Annotated in this window: 18 protein-coding genes and 2 pseudogenes; 15 read left to right on the forward strand and 5 right to left on the reverse strand. The window is 58.6% G+C overall.

Annotation, left to right across the window (positions count from 1 at the left end; genetic code table 11):
- Positions 1–181: 181 nt before the first annotated feature.
- Both ACO6BQ_RS03325 and ACO6BQ_RS03330 read left to right on the forward strand, forming a co-directional pair.
- A complete protein-coding gene (locus ACO6BQ_RS03325; RefSeq protein WP_489119507.1) occupies positions 182–1,417 on the forward strand; it encodes a serine hydroxymethyltransferase in 1,236 nt (411 codons plus the stop codon).
- Positions 1,418–1,785: 368 nt separating this feature from the next.
- Positions 1,786–2,771: pseudogene (locus ACO6BQ_RS03330) on the forward strand (IS30 family transposase).
- A gap of 10 nt (positions 2,772–2,781) precedes the next feature.
- Here the strand turns inward: ACO6BQ_RS03330 and ACO6BQ_RS03335 are convergent.
- From ACO6BQ_RS03335 to ACO6BQ_RS03355, 5 genes are all read right to left on the reverse strand, one after another.
- Complete coding sequence (locus ACO6BQ_RS03335) at positions 2,782–3,699, reverse strand: Ppx/GppA phosphatase family protein (protein ID WP_489119508.1); 918 nt, start codon at positions 3,697–3,699, stop codon at positions 2,782–2,784.
- Between the two features lie 3 nt (positions 3,700–3,702).
- Positions 3,703–4,704: a pyridoxal-phosphate dependent enzyme gene (locus tag ACO6BQ_RS03340; RefSeq protein WP_489119509.1), complete on the reverse strand. Its 1,002-nt coding sequence runs from the start codon at positions 4,702–4,704 to the stop codon at positions 3,703–3,705.
- Between the two features lie 92 nt (positions 4,705–4,796).
- On the reverse strand, positions 4,797–6,644 hold the full coding sequence (locus tag ACO6BQ_RS03345; protein WP_489119510.1) for a phosphoethanolamine transferase: 1,848 nt from the start codon (positions 6,642–6,644) through the stop codon (positions 4,797–4,799).
- Between the two features lie 11 nt (positions 6,645–6,655).
- A complete protein-coding gene (locus tag ACO6BQ_RS03350; protein ID WP_489119511.1) occupies positions 6,656–7,357 on the reverse strand; it encodes a 3D domain-containing protein in 702 nt (233 codons plus the stop codon).
- 103 nt (positions 7,358–7,460) lie between these two features.
- Positions 7,461–8,291 carry a menaquinone biosynthesis protein gene (locus ACO6BQ_RS03355; protein ID WP_489119512.1) on the reverse strand — a complete coding sequence of 277 codons (831 nt, stop codon included), beginning with the start codon at positions 8,289–8,291 and terminating at the stop codon, positions 7,461–7,463.
- 267 nt (positions 8,292–8,558) lie between these two features.
- On the opposite strand from ACO6BQ_RS03355, the gene ACO6BQ_RS03360 reads away from it, so the two are divergent.
- The 13 genes and pseudogenes from ACO6BQ_RS03360 to ACO6BQ_RS03420 all read left to right on the forward strand — a co-directional run bounded on the left by ACO6BQ_RS03360 (position 8,559) and on the right by ACO6BQ_RS03420 (position 21,897).
- Positions 8,559–9,731, forward strand: a complete 1,173-nt coding sequence (locus tag ACO6BQ_RS03360; RefSeq protein WP_489119513.1) for a phosphoribosylaminoimidazolecarboxamide formyltransferase — start codon at positions 8,559–8,561, stop codon at positions 9,729–9,731.
- Positions 9,732–10,149: 418 nt separating this feature from the next.
- Positions 10,150–12,162, forward strand: coding sequence for a TonB-dependent copper receptor (locus ACO6BQ_RS03365; protein WP_489119514.1), 2,013 nt, complete (start codon positions 10,150–10,152; stop codon positions 12,160–12,162).
- A 162-nt stretch (positions 12,163–12,324) separates the two neighbouring features.
- Positions 12,325–12,756: an LktC family protein gene (locus ACO6BQ_RS03370; protein WP_489119515.1), complete on the forward strand. Its 432-nt coding sequence runs from the start codon at positions 12,325–12,327 to the stop codon at positions 12,754–12,756.
- A 151-nt stretch (positions 12,757–12,907) separates the two neighbouring features.
- Positions 12,908–13,537 carry an NAD(P)-dependent oxidoreductase gene (locus tag ACO6BQ_RS03375; RefSeq protein ID WP_489119516.1) on the forward strand — a complete coding sequence of 210 codons (630 nt, stop codon included), beginning with the start codon at positions 12,908–12,910 and terminating at the stop codon, positions 13,535–13,537.
- A gap of 121 nt (positions 13,538–13,658) precedes the next feature.
- A pseudogene (locus ACO6BQ_RS03380) lies at positions 13,659–13,810 on the forward strand (secretion protein HlyD).
- 225 nt (positions 13,811–14,035) lie between these two features.
- Positions 14,036–14,773: a glucosamine-6-phosphate deaminase gene (gene nagB, locus ACO6BQ_RS03385; RefSeq protein ID WP_489119517.1), complete on the forward strand. Its 738-nt coding sequence runs from the start codon at positions 14,036–14,038 to the stop codon at positions 14,771–14,773.
- Between the two features lie 6 nt (positions 14,774–14,779).
- Positions 14,780–15,937 carry an N-acetylglucosamine-6-phosphate deacetylase gene (gene nagA / locus ACO6BQ_RS03390; protein ID WP_489119518.1) on the forward strand — a complete coding sequence of 386 codons (1,158 nt, stop codon included), beginning with the start codon at positions 14,780–14,782 and terminating at the stop codon, positions 15,935–15,937.
- 185 nt (positions 15,938–16,122) lie between these two features.
- Positions 16,123–16,794, forward strand: a complete 672-nt coding sequence (locus ACO6BQ_RS03395) for an N-acetylmannosamine-6-phosphate 2-epimerase (RefSeq protein WP_489119519.1) — start codon at positions 16,123–16,125, stop codon at positions 16,792–16,794.
- Between the two features lie 60 nt (positions 16,795–16,854).
- On the forward strand, positions 16,855–17,730 hold the full coding sequence (locus ACO6BQ_RS03400) for an N-acetylneuraminate lyase (RefSeq protein WP_489119520.1): 876 nt from the start codon (positions 16,855–16,857) through the stop codon (positions 17,728–17,730).
- A gap of 30 nt (positions 17,731–17,760) precedes the next feature.
- Positions 17,761–19,257, forward strand: coding sequence for a sodium:solute symporter family protein (locus ACO6BQ_RS03405; RefSeq protein ID WP_489119521.1), 1,497 nt, complete (start codon positions 17,761–17,763; stop codon positions 19,255–19,257).
- A 304-nt stretch (positions 19,258–19,561) separates the two neighbouring features.
- On the forward strand, positions 19,562–20,026 hold the full coding sequence (locus ACO6BQ_RS03410; protein WP_489119522.1) for a NanQ anomerase/TabA/YiaL family protein: 465 nt from the start codon (positions 19,562–19,564) through the stop codon (positions 20,024–20,026).
- 13 nt (positions 20,027–20,039) lie between these two features.
- Complete coding sequence (locus tag ACO6BQ_RS03415) at positions 20,040–20,933, forward strand: ROK family protein (protein WP_489119523.1); 894 nt, start codon at positions 20,040–20,042, stop codon at positions 20,931–20,933.
- Between the two features lie 124 nt (positions 20,934–21,057).
- Entirely contained in the window at positions 21,058–21,897 is an 840-nt protein-coding gene (locus ACO6BQ_RS03420; protein ID WP_489119524.1) for a MurR/RpiR family transcriptional regulator, read from the forward strand.
- Positions 21,898–21,952 lie beyond the last annotated feature (55 nt).

The raw sequence follows: 21,952 nt of genomic DNA on the forward strand, positions 1-21,952 counted from the left end.
ACAGGACAAAAAATCTGCACTAATCCGACGGACTTCATTTTATCAGCGATTCCTTTACTAACATAAAATATTCAGAAACGTCAACAAATGAGTGACCTGCGCGGCACAATATGGTATACTAAGAAAACAACATTAACGAAATGGGGAAACGCCCCCATTTTACGGAAGAGGAGAATTGCCCATGAAACGTGAAGAAGTCGTCAGCCACCTGAAGACATTTGACCCGGAGATCTACAACCTGCTCGAGGAGGAGCGCGAACGCCAGCGGTACACCCTCTCCCTCATGCCGAACATGAACGCCATGTCACCGTTCGCAAAGTACCTTGAGGGCAGCGTGCTCACGAACAGCATCTTTGACCGGCGAGACGATACCCCGACGGGTGGGCTGCACCTTGCCGGCATCGTCCGCCAGCGTGCCATAGATCTCTTTCGCTGCGACCATGCCATCGTCCGCCTCGGCAACATTGTCGCCGCCTCGCGCGTCGTCTTTCAGGCACTCCTGGAGCCGGGCGACACCGTCCTTTCCTTTAACCTCAGGAAAAAGGATCACGTCGCGGGTCTCTCCTACAAATTCGAGAACTACGGCATCGAGCCGGGCACGCAGGAGATCGACTGGGGCGCAGTACGGGCGCAGGCGGAGCGCGTAAAGCCGCGTCTCATCGTCTTCTCCCCCGTCAGCTATCCGCGCACCATCGACTACCAGATCCTCTTTGAGATCGCCCAGAGCGTCGATGCCTACTTCTGGGTCGACATCAGCCAGAGCGTCGGGCTCGTCGCGTCAAAGCTCGTCCCCTCGCCCGTGCCGCTTGCCGATGTCGTCACCTTCTCCACGCGCGACTCACTGCGCGGCCCTGACGGTGCCGTCCTCCTCACGAAGCAAGAGCTTGCTGCACGCATGGATACCGCCGTCATAAACACGGGGCACGAGGCGCTGCACATGAACCACCTCGCCGCGCTCGGCGTCGTCCTGCGCGAGGCAGGCAGTGAGAGCTACCGCACCTACGCCGAGCAGGTCCTGCGGAACGCACAGGTACTCGCACGCACGCTCGCCGACCACGGGGCATCCGTCCTCTGCGGCGGCACGGATACGCACCTCGTCCTCGCCTCCACCGCCGCCGGCATCGACATGCGCGAGGCAGTCAAGGCGATCGGACGCATGGGCATCCGCGTCAAGCCCGACAGCGTGCCCACGATGAACTCGGGGCTCTTCCTGCATGCCCTGCGCCTGTCGACCTCGAGCCCGACCACGCGCGGTATGGCAGAGCAGGACATTGCCTACATCGGCTCGCTGCTCGCCAAGCCGCTCACCACCATCCTCACCCCCGAGGAGATCGAAAAGACCCGTCAGGAAATTGTCGCCCTCGTCAAGGATGCGCCCATCTTCGACGATGAGTGGATGTGCGATTCCGAGGAGTGAGCACTCGGATTTCGACATTTGCATATTTGCATACAGCATAGAACCGCGCCCCTCCGAGAGATTCGGAGGGGCGCGGTTTGTTTTCATCCATTTTCATCTTGAGTTTACAATCTAAGGAATCGCTGATAAAATGAAGTCCGTCAGATTGGCGTAGATTTTTTCGTCCGAACAAGGAGACAAACCGGACGCATAGCAAGGGCTATGTGGAGGATCGAGGGCACAGTGCGGGCAAAAAAGATACGTCAAGATGGCGTGGCTGAATTTATCAGTGCTTCCCTAAGTGCAACGGCAAATAAAAAAGAAAACGTGACACATAGGAATCTGATACAATGGTGTTTGCAAAGAGCACATTGATCAAGGAGCATCCTATGTGTCACTACCACCATCTTACACTAATTGAACGGGAAAAGATAATGTTTTTTGCGCCCGGGGCAAAAATCTCTCAGTGATTGCCAAAGAGCTTGGACGCTCCAAGGCGACCATTTCAAGAGAACTGCGACGCAACGGCAGCGACACATTATATATTCCTGCAATGGCGCATAAACAGTATCGTACACGTCGCAAGAAATGCCGTCCGCACAAAAAACGGGACAACCCAGACCTGCTTGCTCTCGTCAAGGACAAATTCATCAAACATCAATGGTCGCCGGAAGAAATCGCAGGACGTTTACGTTTGAAAAAACATTGCGCATCCATCAGCTACGCTGCGATCTACCGAGGAATCTATGCAGGGATGTTCGATGAGGCGAAGCGATCCCGCGGCGCTCGTGGTGCAGCACGCAACCTGAGGCACAAGGGAAAAATGCGCCATAAGAAAGGGTATGAGGAGCGCCGTGGAAAAATTTATATCAGCAACGAGCTTTCTGCCCGTCCACGTGCAGGCAATCATCGGAGGCGGCTTGGTGATTGGGAGGGTGACACCGTTGCAGGAAAAACGGGGCGGGCATGTCTTGTCACACTCGTTGACCGAAAGAGCCGCTTTGCCACCGGCGGCAAGGCGGACAAAAAGAACGCATGTGAGGTCAACCGTGTCATGATTCGTGCGCTCCAAGGGCTTCCCGTAAAAACCATCACACCGAACCGCGGGAAGGAGTTTGCCCGTCACGCAGAGGTAACATCCGTCCTACAGGCATCATTCTACTTCCCTGAGCCACATCAACCTTGGCAGAGGGGAACCAACGAGAACACGAACGACTTGCTGCGAGAATATTTCCCGAAAGGACAGGATCTTACGGATATTTCGGAAGATCACATCCAAGAGGTTTTTGATGAGCTGAACAAGCGTCCACGTAAATGCCTCGGGTATCGTACGCCCTATGAAGTTTTCTATAAGAAAAAGTTGCACTTGACTTGACAATTCGCCGTCAAAAGCATTCTTCCACCCCGATGATTTCCTTCCATATATATCCCTCGCGCACGCCCGAGTCGCTGTAGAGGATATCCTCTGCGGCAAAGGTGTCGGCAAGAGTATGGGCGATGATCATGCCGGGGACGATGGTGTGAAGACGGTCGGGGGCGGAGCGGAGGAGGACGGCGGTATCGCGTTCGCTAAGTTTCTGCCCGCTGCCAAGCCGCTCGATCATCGCGGGGAAATGCGCGACGCGCAGGAAACGTGCGGGCTCCTCGGGGTAGAGGAACGCGTGCATGCGGCTCGCACTGCTGAGCACGCCGCCCATACCAACCATGTGAGCGGCACGCAGAGCACATACGTCGGGGGCATCCGCGAGGATGTCCTCCACCGCCGCACGGATTGCTGTGCACTCCGCAGAGGTCGGGAGCAGCCCCGCAACGTGCGCCTTGCTTATGGCGAGCGAGCCGAGGGGCAGACTCCACCGCCCCTGCATCTCGTGTGCAGCGTAGTGAATGATCTCGGTGCTGCCGCCGCCAATGTCCACCATGATGCCGTCCGCGTGGGCAATGTTCTGCGTCGCACCGACGAAGTCGTACGCCGCCTCCTCCTCTCCGCTGATGATGCGGATGTGGACACCCGAGCGACACGTGATCTCCTCCACGGCAGCGCGGCTGTTCGTTGCGGAGCGCAGAGCCGCCGTCGCAAAAGCATGGACATGCGGGATACCAAACGTCTCAATAAAGTCCATGAATCCGCGCAGGATCTTGACGGTCTTTTCAATCCCCTCACGTACGAGGCGGCCGTGGTCGAGGTAGCCCGCAAGTCCCACGGTATGCTTGCGCTTGAGCAGGAGGTCGAAACTGCGCCCCTCGATCTGATAGACCGCCATGCGGATGGTATTCGAGCCAATGTCGATGATGGCGTGCAGCATGGACTACCGCTTCAGCCCGCTGCCGGGCACGGGGATGACGACGCGATAGTTGTCGGGCATCCCATCCGCAAAAAATGTACGCGCCCCCGCCAGTGCCGCCGCAGCCGTGAGTTCGGCGTAGACACCGCGTCGGTTGAGCGTCTTTGCAGCCTTCAGGATATCGCTGTCCTCAACAGCAACCGCATCGCCACCGCTCCGACGCAGGGCTTTGACAATCCCCTCCATGCGCGGCGGTGCGCCCACGCGGATGGTCTCGGCGATGGTGTTCTTGCGCGGCGTCTCGGGCAGCTCGTGGAACGCCTCGACGACGGGTGCGCACTTCGTACTCTGGACACCGATGAAGTGCGGCAGCCGTCCGAGCGCGGCAAAGCCCTGATAGAGACCGAGGAGGAGCGAACCATTTCCGATGGGGACAAAGATGTAGTCAGGCACGGCATCGCCGAGCTGATGGTAGATCTCCTCCGCCATGCTTTTAATCCCGTCGGCAAAAAGCGGGTTGTAGACGTGGGAGGCATAGTAGTCGCTGCCCAGCTCCGCACGCAGCGTACTGCTCGCATTCATGCGCCCGTTCGGTACGCGCACAACCTCTGCACCGTATGCCGTAATCTGCTTTGCACGCTCGGCGGAAATATCGTCGGGGACGTAGACGCGGCACGTCATGCCCGCCGCCGCCGCATATGCCGCGACTGCTGCCCCGGCGTTGCCTGCCGAGTCGACGGCGACGTGGTTAATGCCGAGGTGCGCAAGCTCGCCGATGAGTCGTTTCGCCCCGCGATCCTTGAACGAGCCGGTCGGCTGGCGATCCTCCATCTTGAAGTAATACCTGCAGCCGTCAATGACGACGGGCAGCAGCGGCGTCTCCGTCTCGCCGAGCGTCACCGCCTCGTGACGGTCATCTGCGTCCATCGCGCTCTGATACAGACGAAAAAGCCCCCCGCATTCGCACAGATAGGCGTGCGTTGCGATGGGGTATTCCTTTTTGCAGTGCTCACAGTAGAAGTGCATGACGACTCCTCCTTTGGAACGTATGAAGTTTCAATTTTATCATAAGAATGGCGCGAAACACCGCTATGCGTACTCCACGCAGCACTGCATAGCTACTGCGCCTTTCCCTCCATCTTCAGCCCCTCATCTGTCGTATCCTCCGTCAGTGCGTGGTTGCCGAACATCGTCGTCAGCGTCTCACGCGTGAAGCCGTAGGCGGGGCTTGAGAAATCCTGCCGCGGGTCGTAGCGGTTCGACGGTGCGCCGAGGAGGCCGCAGACCGTATCGTACATCATGTCGTTGGTAAAGTACGCCTCGCGCCGCCCGGCAAGCGTCGCCGCCCGCTGCGGCAGTGCCGCACGATACTCCGGCGAGAGGTAGATAAAGAACGGAATGCGCACCATGTCGAAGGTGAACACGTCGGGATTGTGCGAGATCTTGAGATTTTCCCCATGGTCGGAGAAATAGACCATCGCGCGGAGGTTCAGATTCTTCTCGGCGTAGCTGAAGACCTGCGAGAGAATGTAGTCCGTGTAGAGAATGCTGTTCGCGTACGACGGTGCACTTGTCATCGCCGATTCGCCATCTTCAGCGGCGAACTTCGCCCATTCATCGGGATAGCGGTTGTTGTAGTAGATGTGACTGCCCATCAGATGCAGGACAATGAAGTTGTTCACGTTTGGGTCAATACGCGTGAGGTACGGGAGCAGACTCTCGTCAAACTTTGTCGTAAAGGTGTACGAGTCATCCGTCCACTCCGCCACGTCCGCCGTCTTTGCAACCATCGTGATTGCACTGTCGAACTGCCCGTAGCGCCCCTGATTGCTGAACCAGTAGGTGTGGTAGCCGATTTTTTTTGCCACGTCGAGGAGGGAGGCCGACTCGAAGAACTCCTTGTCGTTGTACTGGCTCTTTTCCGTCAGGGCACGCTCGAGGACAGGCACGGTCTGCGTCCACGAGGAATAGGTATTGCGGTAGACGAGGAAGCCCTCGCGCTCCGCCGCCATCTGCTCCATCCACGGCGTATTCTCGTACGGGAAAGACGGCGTGTAGTAGTGCATATAGTTGCGCGATGCCGACTCGCCGATGATGAAGATGACCGTCCCCGGCGCACGCGCCGCGAGGGTATTCTCCGTATCAATGATGAGCGACGCATACCGCTCGTCCTGATTCAGACCATACGACTGCGTCTCCTCAACATACGTCGTCACGTCCTTGTAAAGTCCCGCGATCGAGCACTCCGGAATGAGGACGATATGTACCCCCGCCGCGACAATCATGACGAGGACGAGACTGCCCATACGCGAGCCCTCTGCACCGGGGTATATACGACGTGCAAACACAAGATAACTGCGGTACGAGAGATAGATGAGCAGGAGCAGGATCAGGATGACAAGCGTGGCAGGCAGAATCCCCACCGTCGACTCGATGTAGTCCCCCGCCTCGTGCCAATTTGTCAGGTAGAGTGCCATGAGCGATGCAGGGCTGAGTGCGTGCCAGACCGTCATATAGTAGGCGATCTGCGTGAGCGGAATGAGCGACAGGAGGAAGCCGAGCACGGCGAGTGCCGCCGCCGTCAGACGTTTGTGTCCGAGGTGGAAGAGCACGCCGCCGAGCGCGGCGAGCACGAGCATATGCGCCGTCCCGATCAGAAAATCAAAGAAGATCAGCGAACGATACCAGTCCCGCGCGTACGTCCATGTGTAGAGGAGCGGGAAGGTCAGACACCAGAGCAGCCCCGGCACCATCGCCGCGATCATACCGCGTGAGAAGAGCGGCACGCCCGTCCCGTACTGCATGAGCATGAGAACACCGAGGACAGGAAGGAGCGCGGGGAGAAAATACTCCGCGCCCATATCCTGTCCCATATTGATATAACACGCGGTCAGCGTCAGGAAATATGCGCCCGCCGCGACTGCTGCGCGAATCCACTCATTCGCCCGCTCCGTTGAAAGATTCATCGTTTACTGCACTACTCCATGATAAAGATTTCGAGATCCTGCCGTCCAAACATCAGAGCCTCTGCATGCGTATCAAAGGCGACATCAATACGGTGTCCACGAATTGTACCACCGATATCCTCTGCGACCGCTTCGCCATAACCGGGAATAAAGACGCGTGTGCCGAGCGGGATGACCGAGGGGTCGACTGCGATCACACCACGCCGCACAAGGGTTCCCGTCGCCGTACGGTTGCCGTTGCCGGGGTCATGTGCGCTGTACGCCGTCGCCGACACATAGAGCGCACGCCCGCCGCCGCGACTGACCTCATGAGGACGCTCCTCGTGAATCCCGAGTGCCACGGGGTCGTATTCTGCGCCGCCCGAGAGCGCACGATAGGTCGCCGCACCGCAGATGCCATCCACCGTAAGACCATGATCCTTCTGGCACGCCTCAATCGCCGCCCGTGTCAGAGGCCCTGCGACACCGTCCGCCGCTCCATCCAGATAGCCGCCCTTGATGAGCAGCTCCTGTACGTGCTGCACCGCCGCACCGCGCATCCCCTCCTCCACGCGGATGTGCGCCGCCTCAGCGGGCGCATGGAGTGCAAGCGGCGCAGTGACGGCAAGTGCTGTCCCAACCGAAAGCGCACTGCGAAATCGCCGCAGTTCCCTGTGCTTCCGTGCCCTCCGCATGAGGTTTTGCGCTGTCAAAAGGAGTTTCCGTATCTTCATTCCATCGTGCTCCCTTTATTTCTCTTTCGATAATATCTCTTATAGATAGATAGATAGATAGATAGATAGATAAGAATATTTTACTATAAAGAAGGGGGTTACGTCAAACGCGTGCGAGCGCGATCTCAGGTGCGTGGTCGATCAGACCGTCCTGTGCCGCATATTCGTAGAACAGGCGCAGCCCCGCGAGCGTCGCCGCGTCCAGCTGCCAGACCACCGCACTGCCAAGGTACTCCGTCAGCTGCGCACGTGTGAATCGCCCGTCCGCGAGCACCTCCGTAATCGCCGCCGCCTTCACCCTGTCCCAATCACGAAAGGCCTGCGCAATCCGTCCGTGCACCATCCGCAGGGCATCGGGCTGCGCCTCGGCGAAGGCACGCGCCGCCGCCCAGATGCCGAACACCATGCGTGCGCCCGTCAGCCGCTTCCACTCCTGCGCGAGATCATAGATGCGCAGCCCATCGGGTGGATTGTGATAGAGTTCGAGCGCATCGTCCCCGATGAAGAGCGATGCCGCCGCCCCCTCGGGTACGGGATCGGACGGCACGAGTGCACGCGTCTCGTACTGCGGCGCGGCATCGTACGCACGGCGCAGGATAATCTTGAGGAGCGCGTGCGAGGACGCGGACTTGTCCGAGAGCAGAACGCGCGCATTTCCAATCTTCTCCGCAGGAATGCGGCTCACGAGCAGCACACTCCGCACATCACCATCGGACGCGATGCACACATCCGGCAGAACGAGGAGATCATCCGCATGCCGCGCATATGTGATCGAGGAGACCCCTGACACATCCAGATTTTTCGCCTCGAGCCGCCCGTTCAGCTGCGCGGGCGTCGCACGCAGAATCTCCAGCCCCTCCGCAGCCCCGTGCGCGAGCGCGTACGTCAGCGGCAGCACATTCAAAAACGCAATATGACCCAGACGCGGTACCATGCACATCCCCTCTCTTTCTCTTTCTCTATTATAATCCTTCCGCACAGAAAAATACAGTATCTTTTGAACCTTGCTCTGCGTAACGGGCAATAAAAAAGAGCTGACCGTGTATCACGGCAACGCCTTTTCTGTGTCTATGATTCGGCAGGATGGTACATCCGTCAAATCGTTTTATGTGTGCGCCATTCATACCTCAGTTGAAAATCTCCCCGTGCACCGTTATAATGGAAGCACAGCAACACACTGCGAGAAAAAGGAGCGCTCACGATGAACGAAATCGAACTCAAATACGGCTGCAACCCGAATCAGACGCCTGCCCGCGTCTACGCAGAGGGCGGGCTGCCCTTCACGGTGCTGAACGGCCGTCCCGGCTACATCAACCTGCTCGACGCGCTGAACAGCTGGCAGCTCGTCCGTGAACTGAAGGCAATGTCGGGACTGCCCGCCGCCGCCTCGTTCAAGCACGTCAGCCCCGCAGGAGCAGCACTCGGGCTGCCGCTCTCGGCGACACTGGCACGTGCGACCCATGCGCCGGGGGGCGAGCTCTCGCCTGTTGCGTGTGCCTATGTGCGTGCTCGCGGCGCGGATCGCATGAGCTCCTACGGCGACTTTGCCGCCGTCTCCGATGTCTGCGACGAGAGCCTTGCAGAATTCCTGCGCGGCGAGGTGTCCGACGGCATCATCGCACCGGGCTATACGGAGGGTGCACTCGAAATTCTGAAATCCAAGCGCAAGGGCAGCTACCTCGTCCTCCAGATGGACGAGAACTACACGCCGCCTGCGCTTGAGCGCAAGGACGTGTACGGCGTCACCTTCGAGCAGCAGCGCAACGACGTAGCAATCACGGAGGACTGCCTTAGTGACCGCCCGACGGCAGTGAAGGACATCCCCGATGCCGCGCGCCGCGACCTGCTGCTCGCCCTCATCACACTGAAATACACGCAGTCCAACTCCGTCTGCTACGCCCTAGGCGGACAGGCGATCGGCGTCGGTGCGGGACAGCAGTCGCGCGTCCACTGCACCCGCCTTGCAGGAAACAAGGCGGACATCTGGCAGCTGCGCCAGAGCCCGCAGGTGCTTGCCCTCCCGTTCAAGGACGATATCCGCCGCCCCGACCGCGACAACGCCATCGACGTTTATGTGGCGGGCGACGAGGACGACTACGCGCTCCTCGCGGCAGACTGGCAGCGGCTCTTTACGGAGAAGCCCGCGCCCTTTCCCCGTGCGGAAAAACGCGCCTACCTCAGCACCATCAAGGGGGTCGCGCTCGGCTCGGACGCATTCTTCCCGTTCGGCGACAACGTAGAACGTGCCCACATGAGCGGCGTTTCCTACATCGCGCAGAGCGGCGGCTCGATCCGCGACGACAACGTCATCGAGACCTGCGACAAGTACGGCATCGCAATGGCGATGACCCATATCCGCCTGTTCCATCACTGAGAATGTAGATGTGAAACGAGCCAAGAGCACGAGCAAAAGCGCAGCGTGATTGGAGGACGAGTCCCCCGTTTACGGGGCGAGGGGTGTTGTACGAAGTTTTCGGCTTCGTACAACACCCTTTTTTGGTCTCATAAATTGCGCATCAATGAAGGAAACGCGGCTAAATGCAGCTGCGCCATCTTGACGCATCTTTTTTCCCGCTCAATGCCTGCAAATCCTCCCCACAGCTTTGGCTATGCGTCCGGTTGGTCTCCTTGACCGAACAAAAAATATGCACCAAACCGAAGATCCATTTTATGAGCGATTCCTTAAATTTTCTGCTTGCGGTATTTATCCGAATTGTGGTATGATTCCCTTATCATCTAATAGAATGACTCTCATTCGACGCTTTTATTCTGTAACATCAGGAGGTGTTCCTATGTCCCATCTCACCGCGCGTCGCTCACACCGCGCACTCGCCCTTGCCATTCCCGCCGCGCTCCTCGGCGTCCCCGTCTGTGCGGCGGCCGCTGATGGCGCAGACACCCGTGCGGTGTTCACCGACGCGATTATCGTGACCGGCTATCAGGCGCGCACACCACTCACACTCATAACCGATCCGCGTGAGCCGCGCCAACCCATCCCCGCTGCTGACGGTGCGGGCTATCTGAAGACGATCCCCGGATTCTCCGTCGTCCGCAAGGGTGGTGTCAGTGCCGATCCAATGATGCGCGGCATGGGCGGATCGCGGCTCATGATGCAGATGAACGGCGGCATGATGGGCGGTGCCTGCCCGAACCGCATGGATCCTGTCGCGACCTACGCCTTTCCCGAGACGTTCAGCAGCATTACCGTGACCAAAGGCCCGCAGAGTGTCCGCTACGGTGCAAGCGTCGCGGGCAGCGTCGTCTTCGAGCGTGAGACAACGCGCTTTGAAAATCCCGGCGTGCGCGGCAACATCTCCGTCCTCGGTGCATCCAACCATCGCTTTGACAATGTTGTCGATGTCACAGCGGGTGGCAAGGAGGGCTACCTACGCCTCATTCAGACACGCAACTATGCGCAGGACTATGCAGACGGGAGCGGGCATCGCATCCACTCCGGCTACGGACGCCACAGTCTCTCAGGAATCGTCGGCCTCACCCCTGACTCCGACACCCTCTTCGAGCTCTCTTACGACCGCAGTCGCGGCTGGGCAAAATTCGCCCACGGCATGATGGACGGCGCACAGTTCGACCGCGACAGCTACGCGATGAAGTTCGAGCGTGCCCACATCTCACCCGTGGTGGAAAAGCTCACACTCAATTTCAACCACGACACGGTTGACCACATTATGGACAATTACAGTCTGCGCCCCGGCGGTATGATGGGCATGGAAGTCACGCGGCGGCAATACAGTGCCCGCGCCGTAGCGGATCTGTATTTCTCCCCGCGCACGACGGGTGCGCTTGGCGTTGATCTCAACCACGCCGAGCATACCTTTGCACGCGCAAACAAGGGCGTACCGCGCGGCGCGGAGAACACGGACATGACAATCGGCAATGTCGGCATATTCGCCGAGTACAACCGCGACCTCGCCGCACACTCACACCTTTTCACAGGGCTGCGCTGGGATCGCATGACCGACCACTATCACCGCTACATGACGTTCACACAGGGCGACACGACCGATCACGCAGTCAGCGGTTTCATCCGCTGGGAGCGCGACAGCCAGGAACGTCCGCTGACCTTCTACGTCGGACTCGGGCACGCCGAGCGTCCCGCCGACTACTGGGAGTCGTTCCAGACGTGGCGCGCGTATGCGAATACAGCACCGTCCGCGACGCGTCCGCGCAAGGAGAAGAATACGCAGCTCGATCTCGGCTGGATTTACACGAGTGAGAAAACAAATGCAAATCTCTCGCTCTACTACGCGCACATCGACGACTACATCCTGCGTCTGCCCCCTCTCGGCAGAAACATCCCCTATGGCAATGTGGATGCGCGTCTCTATGGGCTGGAGGCGGAGATCACGCACACGCTCTCTCCTCAGTGGACGCTCGGCGCGTCACTCGCCTACACACGCGGCGACGACCGCACGAACGATGCCGCACTCCCGCAGATCGCGCCGCTCGAGGCGAATCTCACGGCGAAGTACCGGCAGGGCAAGGGCGAGGCGAATGCTGTCTGGCGTCTCGTCAGTCGTCAGAACCGTTACCACAAGAACTACGGCAGCGTCACGGGCATCGACTACGGCCCCACGGGCGGATTCGGAATTCTCTCGCTCAGCCTCGCCTACCGTCCCGACGAGAACCTCACTTTCTCCCTCGGCGTCGACAATCTCTTTAACAAGACCTATGCCGAGTTCGTCAACTACAGTGAGGCGGCGATCAGCACCCTCGGCGTCACGGGCGGCGGACACATCACCGAGCCGGGACGCACACTCTGGCTGAGAACCAACTACAGCTTTTGATGCCTCCCCACCTGCAGCAACTGCCGCCATTCGCGCGGCAGTTTTTCATTGCGTACAAAAATGCGGGTTCGTACGAATCCTTTTCCCTTCCCCTTTTCGCTCCTCTGTGCTATAATGACTTATTATAAAAATGTCACACAAAGCGCGGGGAGGTGGTTGGTCGTGATCGAAGCGGCCAAGACATTCAAGGAATATATTAAGAAGGAAAATATCACGGGGTTTCAGATCCGTGAGGCGGGCGACGACCGCAGCACGACGATCTTCGAGAGTGAGATTGAAGTGGAGGGGCGGCGGCTCCCGATCGTCGTCATCATCGACGCGACCGCCTACGCGACCATCCGCATCCGCCTCGCGCAGAACGCCGTGGACGATACGAATGCCATGCTGCTGACGGGTTGGCTCATGCGGCAAAATCAGGACAGCCGCCTCGTCAAGTTCTACCTCACCCCAGACACCGCCATCCACGCCGATGTCGTCGTTCCGCACAACCCCGAGGCGTTCGACCCGGAGGTCATGGTGAGCGTCCTGCGCGTCTTCATCCGTGACATCACGAAGCTCATGCCCGATCTCGCCATGCTCCTGCCCGAGGAGTAAGCCCCCCATTGCATTACAGCCCCCTAGGCCACTTGCCTTAGGGGGCTTTTTTGTAAAAATTTTTATTGTACCTATTGGCGTTATGTTTTTTGCGTGCTATACTCCATTTATAACCAAGTTGATTACAAAACGTTTTACGGAGGTATGGAATATGAAAATTGCAGTTGTAGCATCCAATGGAAAGGCAAGCCAGGCAATCATTGCGGAGCTGATCGCACGCGGCCATGTGGTGACAGGCTTTGCACGGAGCGAGAACAAGAGCGCGGCACAGAATTTCGTGCAAAAGGACATCATGGCACTCACAAAAGAGGAGCTGGCGGGTTTTGATGCCGTCGTTGACGGATTTGGCGCGTACACTCCGGAGACGCTGCCGCTGCACACGCAGACGAGTCAGCACCTCGCAGATCTCATGGCGGGCACGGCGGCACGGCTCTATATCGTGGGCGGTGCGGGCAGTCTCTATGTCGATGCGGCGCATTCGGTGCAGCTGCTCGATACACCGGAGTTCCCCGCTGCATTCTACGCACTAGCGAAGGCGCAGACGGAGGAGCTCGCGGCACTCCGCTCCCGCACGGATGCAAAGTGGGTCTTCGTCAGCCCTGCGGCGGACTTCCGCGCGGACGGAGAAAAGACGGGCAAGTACATCCTCGGCGGCGAGGAGCTGACGCTCAGTGCCGCAGGCGAAAGTGTCATCAGCTATGCGGACTATGCAGTCGGGATGGTCGATCTGATTGAGAGCAGCGCACATATCGGCGAACGCGTATCGCTGGTACAAGCGTAAATAGGAAGGGGCGCCCCTTCCACCGCTTGCGCGGTCCCCCTCCTCCGTGTCGCACGGAGGAGGCTTTGCATTACAGTATATTAGGGAAGCACTGATAAAATAGACCCTCAGATTGGCGTAGATTTTTTGTCCTGTCAAGGAGACAAACCGGACGCATAGCAGAGGCTATGTGGAGGATCGAGGGCGCAGAGAGGGCGAAAAAGATGCACCAAGATGATTGGGCTGAATTTCCCCCGCCGAAGCGGGGGAAGTGGCGAGCCTGCGAGCCGATAGGGGCGTTCGTGCAACAGGCTCTTCTGTTATGCAATTCTAAACACGAGGCATACGGGCGCCTTGTGCCTTTTTTATTTCCTTCATCTACACAAAAACGAAATATATTTTCTTTTACATAATAGATATAAAATATATTAACCTTTTTATAAAATATAATTGCATTTTAGTCTAAACTGTGTTATATTACAGGAGAATTCAGACAGATACACAGAGAGGAGTATCGCAATGCGTATCATTTTTACGGATACCTATAAAAAGATGAGCGAGGAGGCGGCAAAGATCATTGCGGGGCAGCTCTGGATCAAGCCGGACTCGGTGCTCGGGCTTGCAACAGGCAGCACCCCGGTCGAGCTGTACCAGAACCTCGTCTGGCTGTATAAGACGGTTGGCCTGGACTTCTCGCAGGCGACCTCGTTCAACCTGGACGAATACGTCGGGCTTCCGGAGGACGATCCGCAGAGTTACCATCGCTTCATGCACGAAAACCTCTTCGACCATGTGAACATCCGCAAGGATCACGTATTCTTCCCGAACGGGCTCGCTGCAGACAGCGCGGCGGAGAGCGAACGCTATGAGGCAGCGATCACTGCGGCGGGCGGTATCGACATGCAGCTCCTCGGGATTGGACGCAATGCACACATCGGGTTCAACGAGCCGGCGGACGCATTCACACGCATCACACACAAGGTCGCGCTCAAGGAGAGCACGATCGAGGCAAATACGCGCTTCTTCGCGTCGCGGGACGAGGTTCCGCGCGAGGCAATGAGCATGGGGATCGGCACGATCTTCCGCGCACGCCACATCGTCCTGCTCGCGAGCGGCGCGGAGAAAGCAGAGGCGGTACAGGGCGCGGTACAGGGCGCGATCACGCCCGCCGTCCCCGCCTCCATCCTCCAGCTGCACCCCAGCGTGACCCTCATCGTCGATGATGAGGCGGGCGCGCTCATCAAGGCGAAAGCGTGACCCCTGATGAAAGTCATTCAAAACGGCATTCTCATCCTGCCGGACGAGCGCGGACGGTTCACGACACAGACGGAGCACATCCTCTGCTACGATGAGCGGATCACGCGCATCGTCCCCGCAGCGGAGTTCACGGCGGAGGGGGTGGATGAGGTGATCGACGCGGCAGGCGCATACGTCGCCCCCGGCTTCGTGAATGTACACATCCACGGCTGTGACGGTGCGGATACGATGGACGAGGATGCGGATACCCTCGGGAAAATTGCCGCATTCCAAGCGCGGACAGGCGTGACCTCCTTCCTGCCGACCACGATGACCTGCGCCTACGACGCAGTGGAGCGGGCACTCGACCGCATCCGCCGTGCAATGACGGAGAAGCCGCACGGTGCACGCATCCTCGGCGCACATATGGAGGGGCCCTTTATCAGCCCCGCAAAGAAGGGCGCACAGGACGAGCAGTACATCCTCCCCCCCACATTTGCAAGGATCGCGCCCTACCGTGATGTCATCAAGATCATCACCGTTGCGCCGGAGATGATTGCGGAGGAAGACTTTATCGAGAGCTGCTGCAAGAGCGGCATCATCGTCTCCCTCGGACATACGGCAGCGGACTATGAGACGGCACGCGCGGCGATTGCGTGCGGTGCATCGCACATCACGCATCTGTGCAATGCGATGACGGGGCTGAATCACCGAAAGCCCGGCATGCTCGGCGCAGCACTCGACACCGATGCGAACTGTGAGCTGATCGTGGACAATGTACACGTCCACCCCGCCATGCAGCGCATCATCTACGCAGCAAAGCGCGGTGCGCACATCATCCCCATCACGGACTCCATGCGTGCCTGTGGTCTCTCGAACGGCGTCTCGGAGCTCGGCGGACAGAAGGTCTACGTCAAGGGAACGCTCGCAACCCTTGCCGATGGGACAATTGCGGGCAGCGTGCTCCGCATGAACGACGGGCTGCGCATCCTCCACGGGAATCTGGGCATTGCCATTCCCGCCATCGTCGAGATGGCGACGCGCACCCCCGCCGAGGAGCTGAATGTATATGATAAGCTTGGCTCACTCAGCGTCGGAAAATACGCGGATATTGCGATTTTCGATGAGGATTTCCGGATACGGCGGACAATCGTCGGCGGTACAAGCTATTTTGTCGAAGCGTAAAGAGTGATGATACTCCAAAGCACCGCTAGTAAAACAAGTGCGTAAAGCGTACAAGCACGCGGTCACTTGCGCAGCTAAGCGTTCGCGTTGGGTAGTCTCATATAGCGAAATCAAAAGCAATACATTTAACTATAAAATATTATGCTATAAATTACGATAAATAATAATAAATTGGAGGCGCTTTTATGGATTTTTTCTCAGCCGTGAAGGGAAAACTCATCATCTCCTGTCAGGCTCTGCCCGATGAGCCGCTGCACAGCCCGTTCATCATGGGGCGCATGGCGCGTGCGGCAAAGGAGGGCGGCGCGTGTGCAATCCGCGCGCAGAGCGTTGCGGACATCGAGGAGATCCGCGCCGTCGCGCAGCTGCCCGTCATCGGTCTCATCAAGCAGAACTACGCCGACTCCCCCATCTACATCACCCCGACCATGCGTGAGGTGGAGGCTCTGATCGGAACGGGCTGCGAGATGATCGCCCTCGACATGACGGCGCGTGAGCGTCCGCAGAAAACCGACGTGCGCGATCTCATCGCACGCATCCACGAGGCGCATCGTCTCATTCTCGCCGACATCTCCACCTACGAGGAGGGCATGAAGGCGGCGGAACTCGGTGTCGATGCCATCTCGACCACGATGTCGGGCTACACCCCGTACAGCCCGCAGCTTGCGGGTCCCGACTACGAGCTGATGCGCCGCCTCGCGCAGGACGCATCCATCCCCGTCTTTGCCGAGGGTCGGATCAACACCCCCGAGGAACTGACCGAGGCGATGAAGACAGGCGTCTACGGCGCGATCGTCGGCTCGGCCATCACGCGTCCCCAGCTCATTGCGCGTCGCTTCACCGACGCGATCGCATAAAGGATATACCTTATTATGGAGCTTGCTCCCCACCCAACCGATTCTAAGGAGGAAATCATCATGAGAGAACTCAAAGGCCTTTATTCCGCACTGCTCGGCGCGTTCCATGAGGACGGCTCGATCAACGAGAAGGGACTCCGCCAGATCATCCGCCACAACATCGACCACAACAAGATGGACGGACTCTATGTCGGCGGCAGCACGGGTGAGAACTTCATGCTCTCCACCGACGAGAAGAAGCGCATCTTCGAGATTGCAAAGGATGAGGCGAAGAACGACATCACCCTCATGGCGCAGGTCGGCTCCATCAACCTCAAGGAGTCCGTCGAGCTCGCGAAGTTTGTCGTCGATCTCGGCTACGATGCCATCAGTGCAGTCACGCCGTTCTACTATAAGTTTGGCTTCGACGAGGTGCGCCACTACTACGAGACCATCGTCGCCGACGTCGACACGCGCATGGTGATCTACTTCATCCCCTTCCTCACCGGCGTGAACATCAGCATAGACCAGTTCGCCAAGCTGTTCGAGAACAAGAAGATCGTCGGTGTCAAGTTCACGCAGGGCGACTTCTACCTCCTGGAGCGTATGCGCAAGGCATTCCCCGACAAGCTCATCTTCGCAGGGTTCGACGAGATGCTCCTGCCCGCAACCGTCCTCGGCATCGACGGCGCAATCGGCTCGACCTACAACGTCAACGCCGCCCGTGCCCGTCAGATCTACGACCTCACCCGCGCGAACAAGATCGCCGAGGCACGCGAGGTGCAGCACGTCACGAACGACCTCATCACCGACATCCTCGACAACGGCCTCTACGGCACGATCAAACTCCTCCTTGAGGAGCAGGGCATCGAGGCGGGCTGCTGCCGCGAACCAATGAAGGGATATACGCCGGAGATGCGTGCCCGCGCAAAGGAAATCTACAAAAAGTATTTCTGAGCTCTATAATCATCTCAGGAGGAGATAACTATGCAACAGGGATTTACCTGGATTGACACGGCAGTCCTCGTCATCTACCTGCTCGGCGTTCTGCTCGCAGGTCTCTACTACTCGAAAAAAGAAATGCAGGGCAAGGAGTTCTTCAAGGGCGACGGCACGATACCGTGGTACGTCACCTGCGTCTCCATCTTTGCGACGCTGCTCAGCCCCATTTCCTTCCTCGCCATCCCGGGCAACTCATACCACGGCTCGTGGATCTTCTGGTGGGCACAGCTCGGTATGCTGTTCGCGATCCCGCTCACAATCCGCTACTTCCTGCCGATCTACAGCAAACTCGAGATCGACACCGCGTACCACTACCTCCAAAAGCGTTTCCAGAGCGGCAACCTCCGCATCCTCGGCGCACTCATGTTCATCGTCTATCAGCTCGGACGTATGTCCATCATCATGTACCTCCCGTCCATGGCACTCGCCGAAGTCACGGGCCTCGATGTCAACATGCTGATCGTCGTCATGGGCGTCATCGCCATCATCTACTCCTACTCCGGTGGTCTCAAGGCGGTTCTCTACACCGACTTCATCCAGGGCATGGTTCTGATCGTCGGCATCGCCCTCTCGCTTGTTGTCATGATCGGCAGCATCCACGGCGGCTGGGGAACGCTCTGGGATACCCTCACCACGGGGCATAAGTTCATGCTCGAAAACGAAGTCTGGTTCAGCCCCGACATCGTCTCCTCCAGCGTCTTCATCATCTTCATCGGCGGAGGTCTTGGCACATTTGCATCGTACATCTCCAGTCAGGACATTGTCCAGCGTTTCACCACAACCACGGACATGAAGCAGCTCAACAAAATGACGCTCGGCAACGGAGTTGTCTCCATCTTCGCCGCGACGGTCTTCTTCCTTGTCGGTACGGCACTCTTCGTCTTCTATCAGCAGAACCCCGACCTGCTCACAACCGATCGCCGCGACCTCGTGCTCGCAGCCTACATCACATACGAGCTGCCCGCAGGTCTCACGGGTATCCTCCTCGCTGCCCTCTTTGCAGCGGCGCAGTCCACCCTCTCCACAGGCATCAATTCCGTTGCAACCAGCTGGGTGCTCGACATCCAGTCCATCCTCAACCCCGCGATGGAGATGAAAAAGCAGACGCGCATCGCGCAGTTCATCTCTCTGGGCATCGGTATCCTCTCCATCGTCGTCGCCATCGTCATGGCAGGCAGTGACATCCGCTCGGCATACCAGTGGTTCAACAGCTTCATCGGACTCGCACTCGGAGCTCTGGCGGGCATGTTCGTCCTCGGTGCGTTCTGCCCGAAGGCAAACGCCAAGGGCGCACTCATGGGCTTCATTGTCGCGACGGCAGTCGTCCTCTACCTCAAGTACTTCGTGCCGTCCGTCTCCTTCTGGTCGTACACACTCATCACCATCGTCATCTCCCTCATCGTCGGCAACGTCGTCAGCCGCATCACCGAGCCGAACTACGAAGCTCCTGCGGGCACGACGGTGCAGAGCACGCGGAGCTGATAACGATTGTAAAAAAACCGTAAGGAATCGCTGATAAAATGAAGTCCGTCAGATTGGCGTAGATTTTTTCGTCCGAACAAGGAGGCAAACCGGACGCATAGCCAAAGCTATGTGGAGGATCGAGGGCGAAGTGCGGGCAAAAAAGATGCGTCAAGATGGCGCGGCTGAATTTATCAGTGCTTCCGTAAGTTTGATAGGATAGACAGGCAAGTTGTTCACTGCTCCTCGCGAGCCCCTCACAAACGAGGCGTTCGCGAGGAGCATGAACAACACCTGCATATATCGACTGATGCAAGGAGGTTCTATGATCTACGGCAGCATCTACCACGAGAAGACCTACGCATTCCTCCCGCCGCGCGTACAGCAGGCACTCGCCTTTGCCCGCACGCACGACCTTGCCGCGCTCCCCAAGGGGCGCAACGACATCGACGGCGAGGATGTCTACGTCAACATCGCCCACTATACCACGGGCGAACGCAGCGAAAAGATCTGGGAGGCGCACCGCGCCTACATCGACATCCACATCCTCGCCGAGGGCACGGAGAAAATCGACGTGAGCCTCATCGAGCGGATGCAGACGCACCCGTACGAGGAGGACAAGGACTATGTGCCCGCTGACGGCGCCCTCACCCAGACCACCATCATGCGTCCCGGCGACTTCCTCATCTGCTTCCCCGAGGACGTACACCGCTCCGGGGTGAAGGTCGATGAGGCAGCCCCACTGAAGAAAGGAATTTTCAAAGTAAGGGTTGGATCAATATCGGAGTAGAGAGGAAAATACGATGTATATCTGCATCGACATCGGCGGCACTGCCATCAAATACGGTGTTGCAACAGCGGAGGGCACATTCCTCACACGCGGCTCCATCCCCACCAAGGCGAAGGGGTACGGCGGCAGTGGCATCGTCTGCAAAGTCTCCGCCATCGTGCGCGAAGCGCAAGAGACACACACCATCACGGGCGTCGCCATCTCCACGGCGGGCATGGTCGACCCGAAGGCGGGCTGCATTGTCCATGCGCTCGAGGCTGCCATCCCCGACTACACGGGCACGGACTGGAAAGCCCTCATGCACGACGCATTCGGGCTTCCCGCCTCCGTCGAGAACGATGTCAACTGCGCCGCGCTCGGCGAGCTGTGGAAGGGTGCGGGGCAAGGCTGCTCCTCCCTCTTTGCCATGACCGTCGGCACGAGCATCGGCGGATGCCTTATCGTGGATGGGCGCGTCATACACGGCGCATCCATGAGCGCGGGCGAAATCGCCTATATGCGCGTCCCCGGCGGACGGCTGCACGAACGCTGCTCCGCGACCCGCCTCGTCTCCTCCGTCTGCCGCACAAAGGGACTGCCCGCCGGCAGCATCGACGGGCACGCCGTATTCGACCTCCTCGCCAAGGGTGACCCCGTGGCAGCGGAAGAAGTCGCGGAACTCATCGATGCGCTTGCAGATGCCATCACCAATGTCGTCTGCGTTGCCAACCCTGAGCGCATCGTCCTCGGCGGCGGCATCATGGCGCAGGAGACGGCACTGCGCCCCCTCCTCGAGGAGGCACTGCATGAGCGCCTCTCGCCCCTCGTCTACGAGGCAACCACCATCGCATTCGCCGCCACACAGAACGACGCAGGTATGCTCGGCGCACTTCGCCACTTTTTGCAGGAGCACGGAGATCTCGCATAACGATCTGCATGTAAAATGCCGCCCCACACGGACGGCGTTTTCTTTTTCATCAAAATCTGCTATGATAGCCGAGGAACACTGATAGATGCAGCGATTCCCTCAGAAGAACGGAAGAGGTGATACCATGAAGATACTCAGCCGCCTCGATGATCCGCCGTTCCGCGTTTCCAAGGGCGACCGCAAGATCATTGAATGCATCCGCGCGCGTCTTACCGACATCCCACGCATGACCATCTCCGAGATCGCAGCCGCGAGCGGCACCGCTGAGGCAACCTGCACCCGCTTCGTCCGCAAAATGGGCTTCGCTGGACTTGCCGACTTCAAGGCGGCACTCGCCGAGGAGGGCGCGGAGCTCGGCCGCTACCTCGGCCGCAGCAACATACGGAACAACGAACCCCCACGCGAGACCGCGCACAAGCTCCTCTCCGCAAATATGATTGCCCTCGAAAAGACGCGGGATCTCATCCGCAACGAGACCATCGACCGCTGTGCGCAGTTTCTCATCAGCGCACAGCGCATCTCCTTCATCGGGCTCGGCTACTCCGGCATCATCGCGCAGGACTCCTATTTCAAATTCCTGCGTATCGGCATGAACTGCATCGCCCCGCGCGACAACCACAGTATGCGCATGATCGCCGCCATCATGGAGCCGGGAGATGTCATCTTTGCCATCTCCCACTCGGGCGAGACCGCAGAGATCCTGGACACCGTCGCCCTTGCGCGCGCGCGCGGTCTCAGGATCATCTCGCTCACTGAGAACCACCCATCTGCCCTGCGTGACGCCTCCGACGTGAGCCTGACCTACATTTCAGAGGAGACACCGCTCGAGACCGGCTCCATCGCCTCGAAGATTGTGCAGTTCTTCCTCGTCGACCTCGTCTATACCGAGGTGCTGAAGATCCTCCCCCCGAGTGCCATGGAAAAAAAAATCCGCACGACCGAAGCCGTGCGGCAGAAAAAATAGCACCCCAAGGGAACACATACAAAAAAGGGGCTGTTGCACGAAGCTAGAAAACTTC

The organism is Centipeda sp. (in: firmicutes) (genome assembly GCF_057271695.1).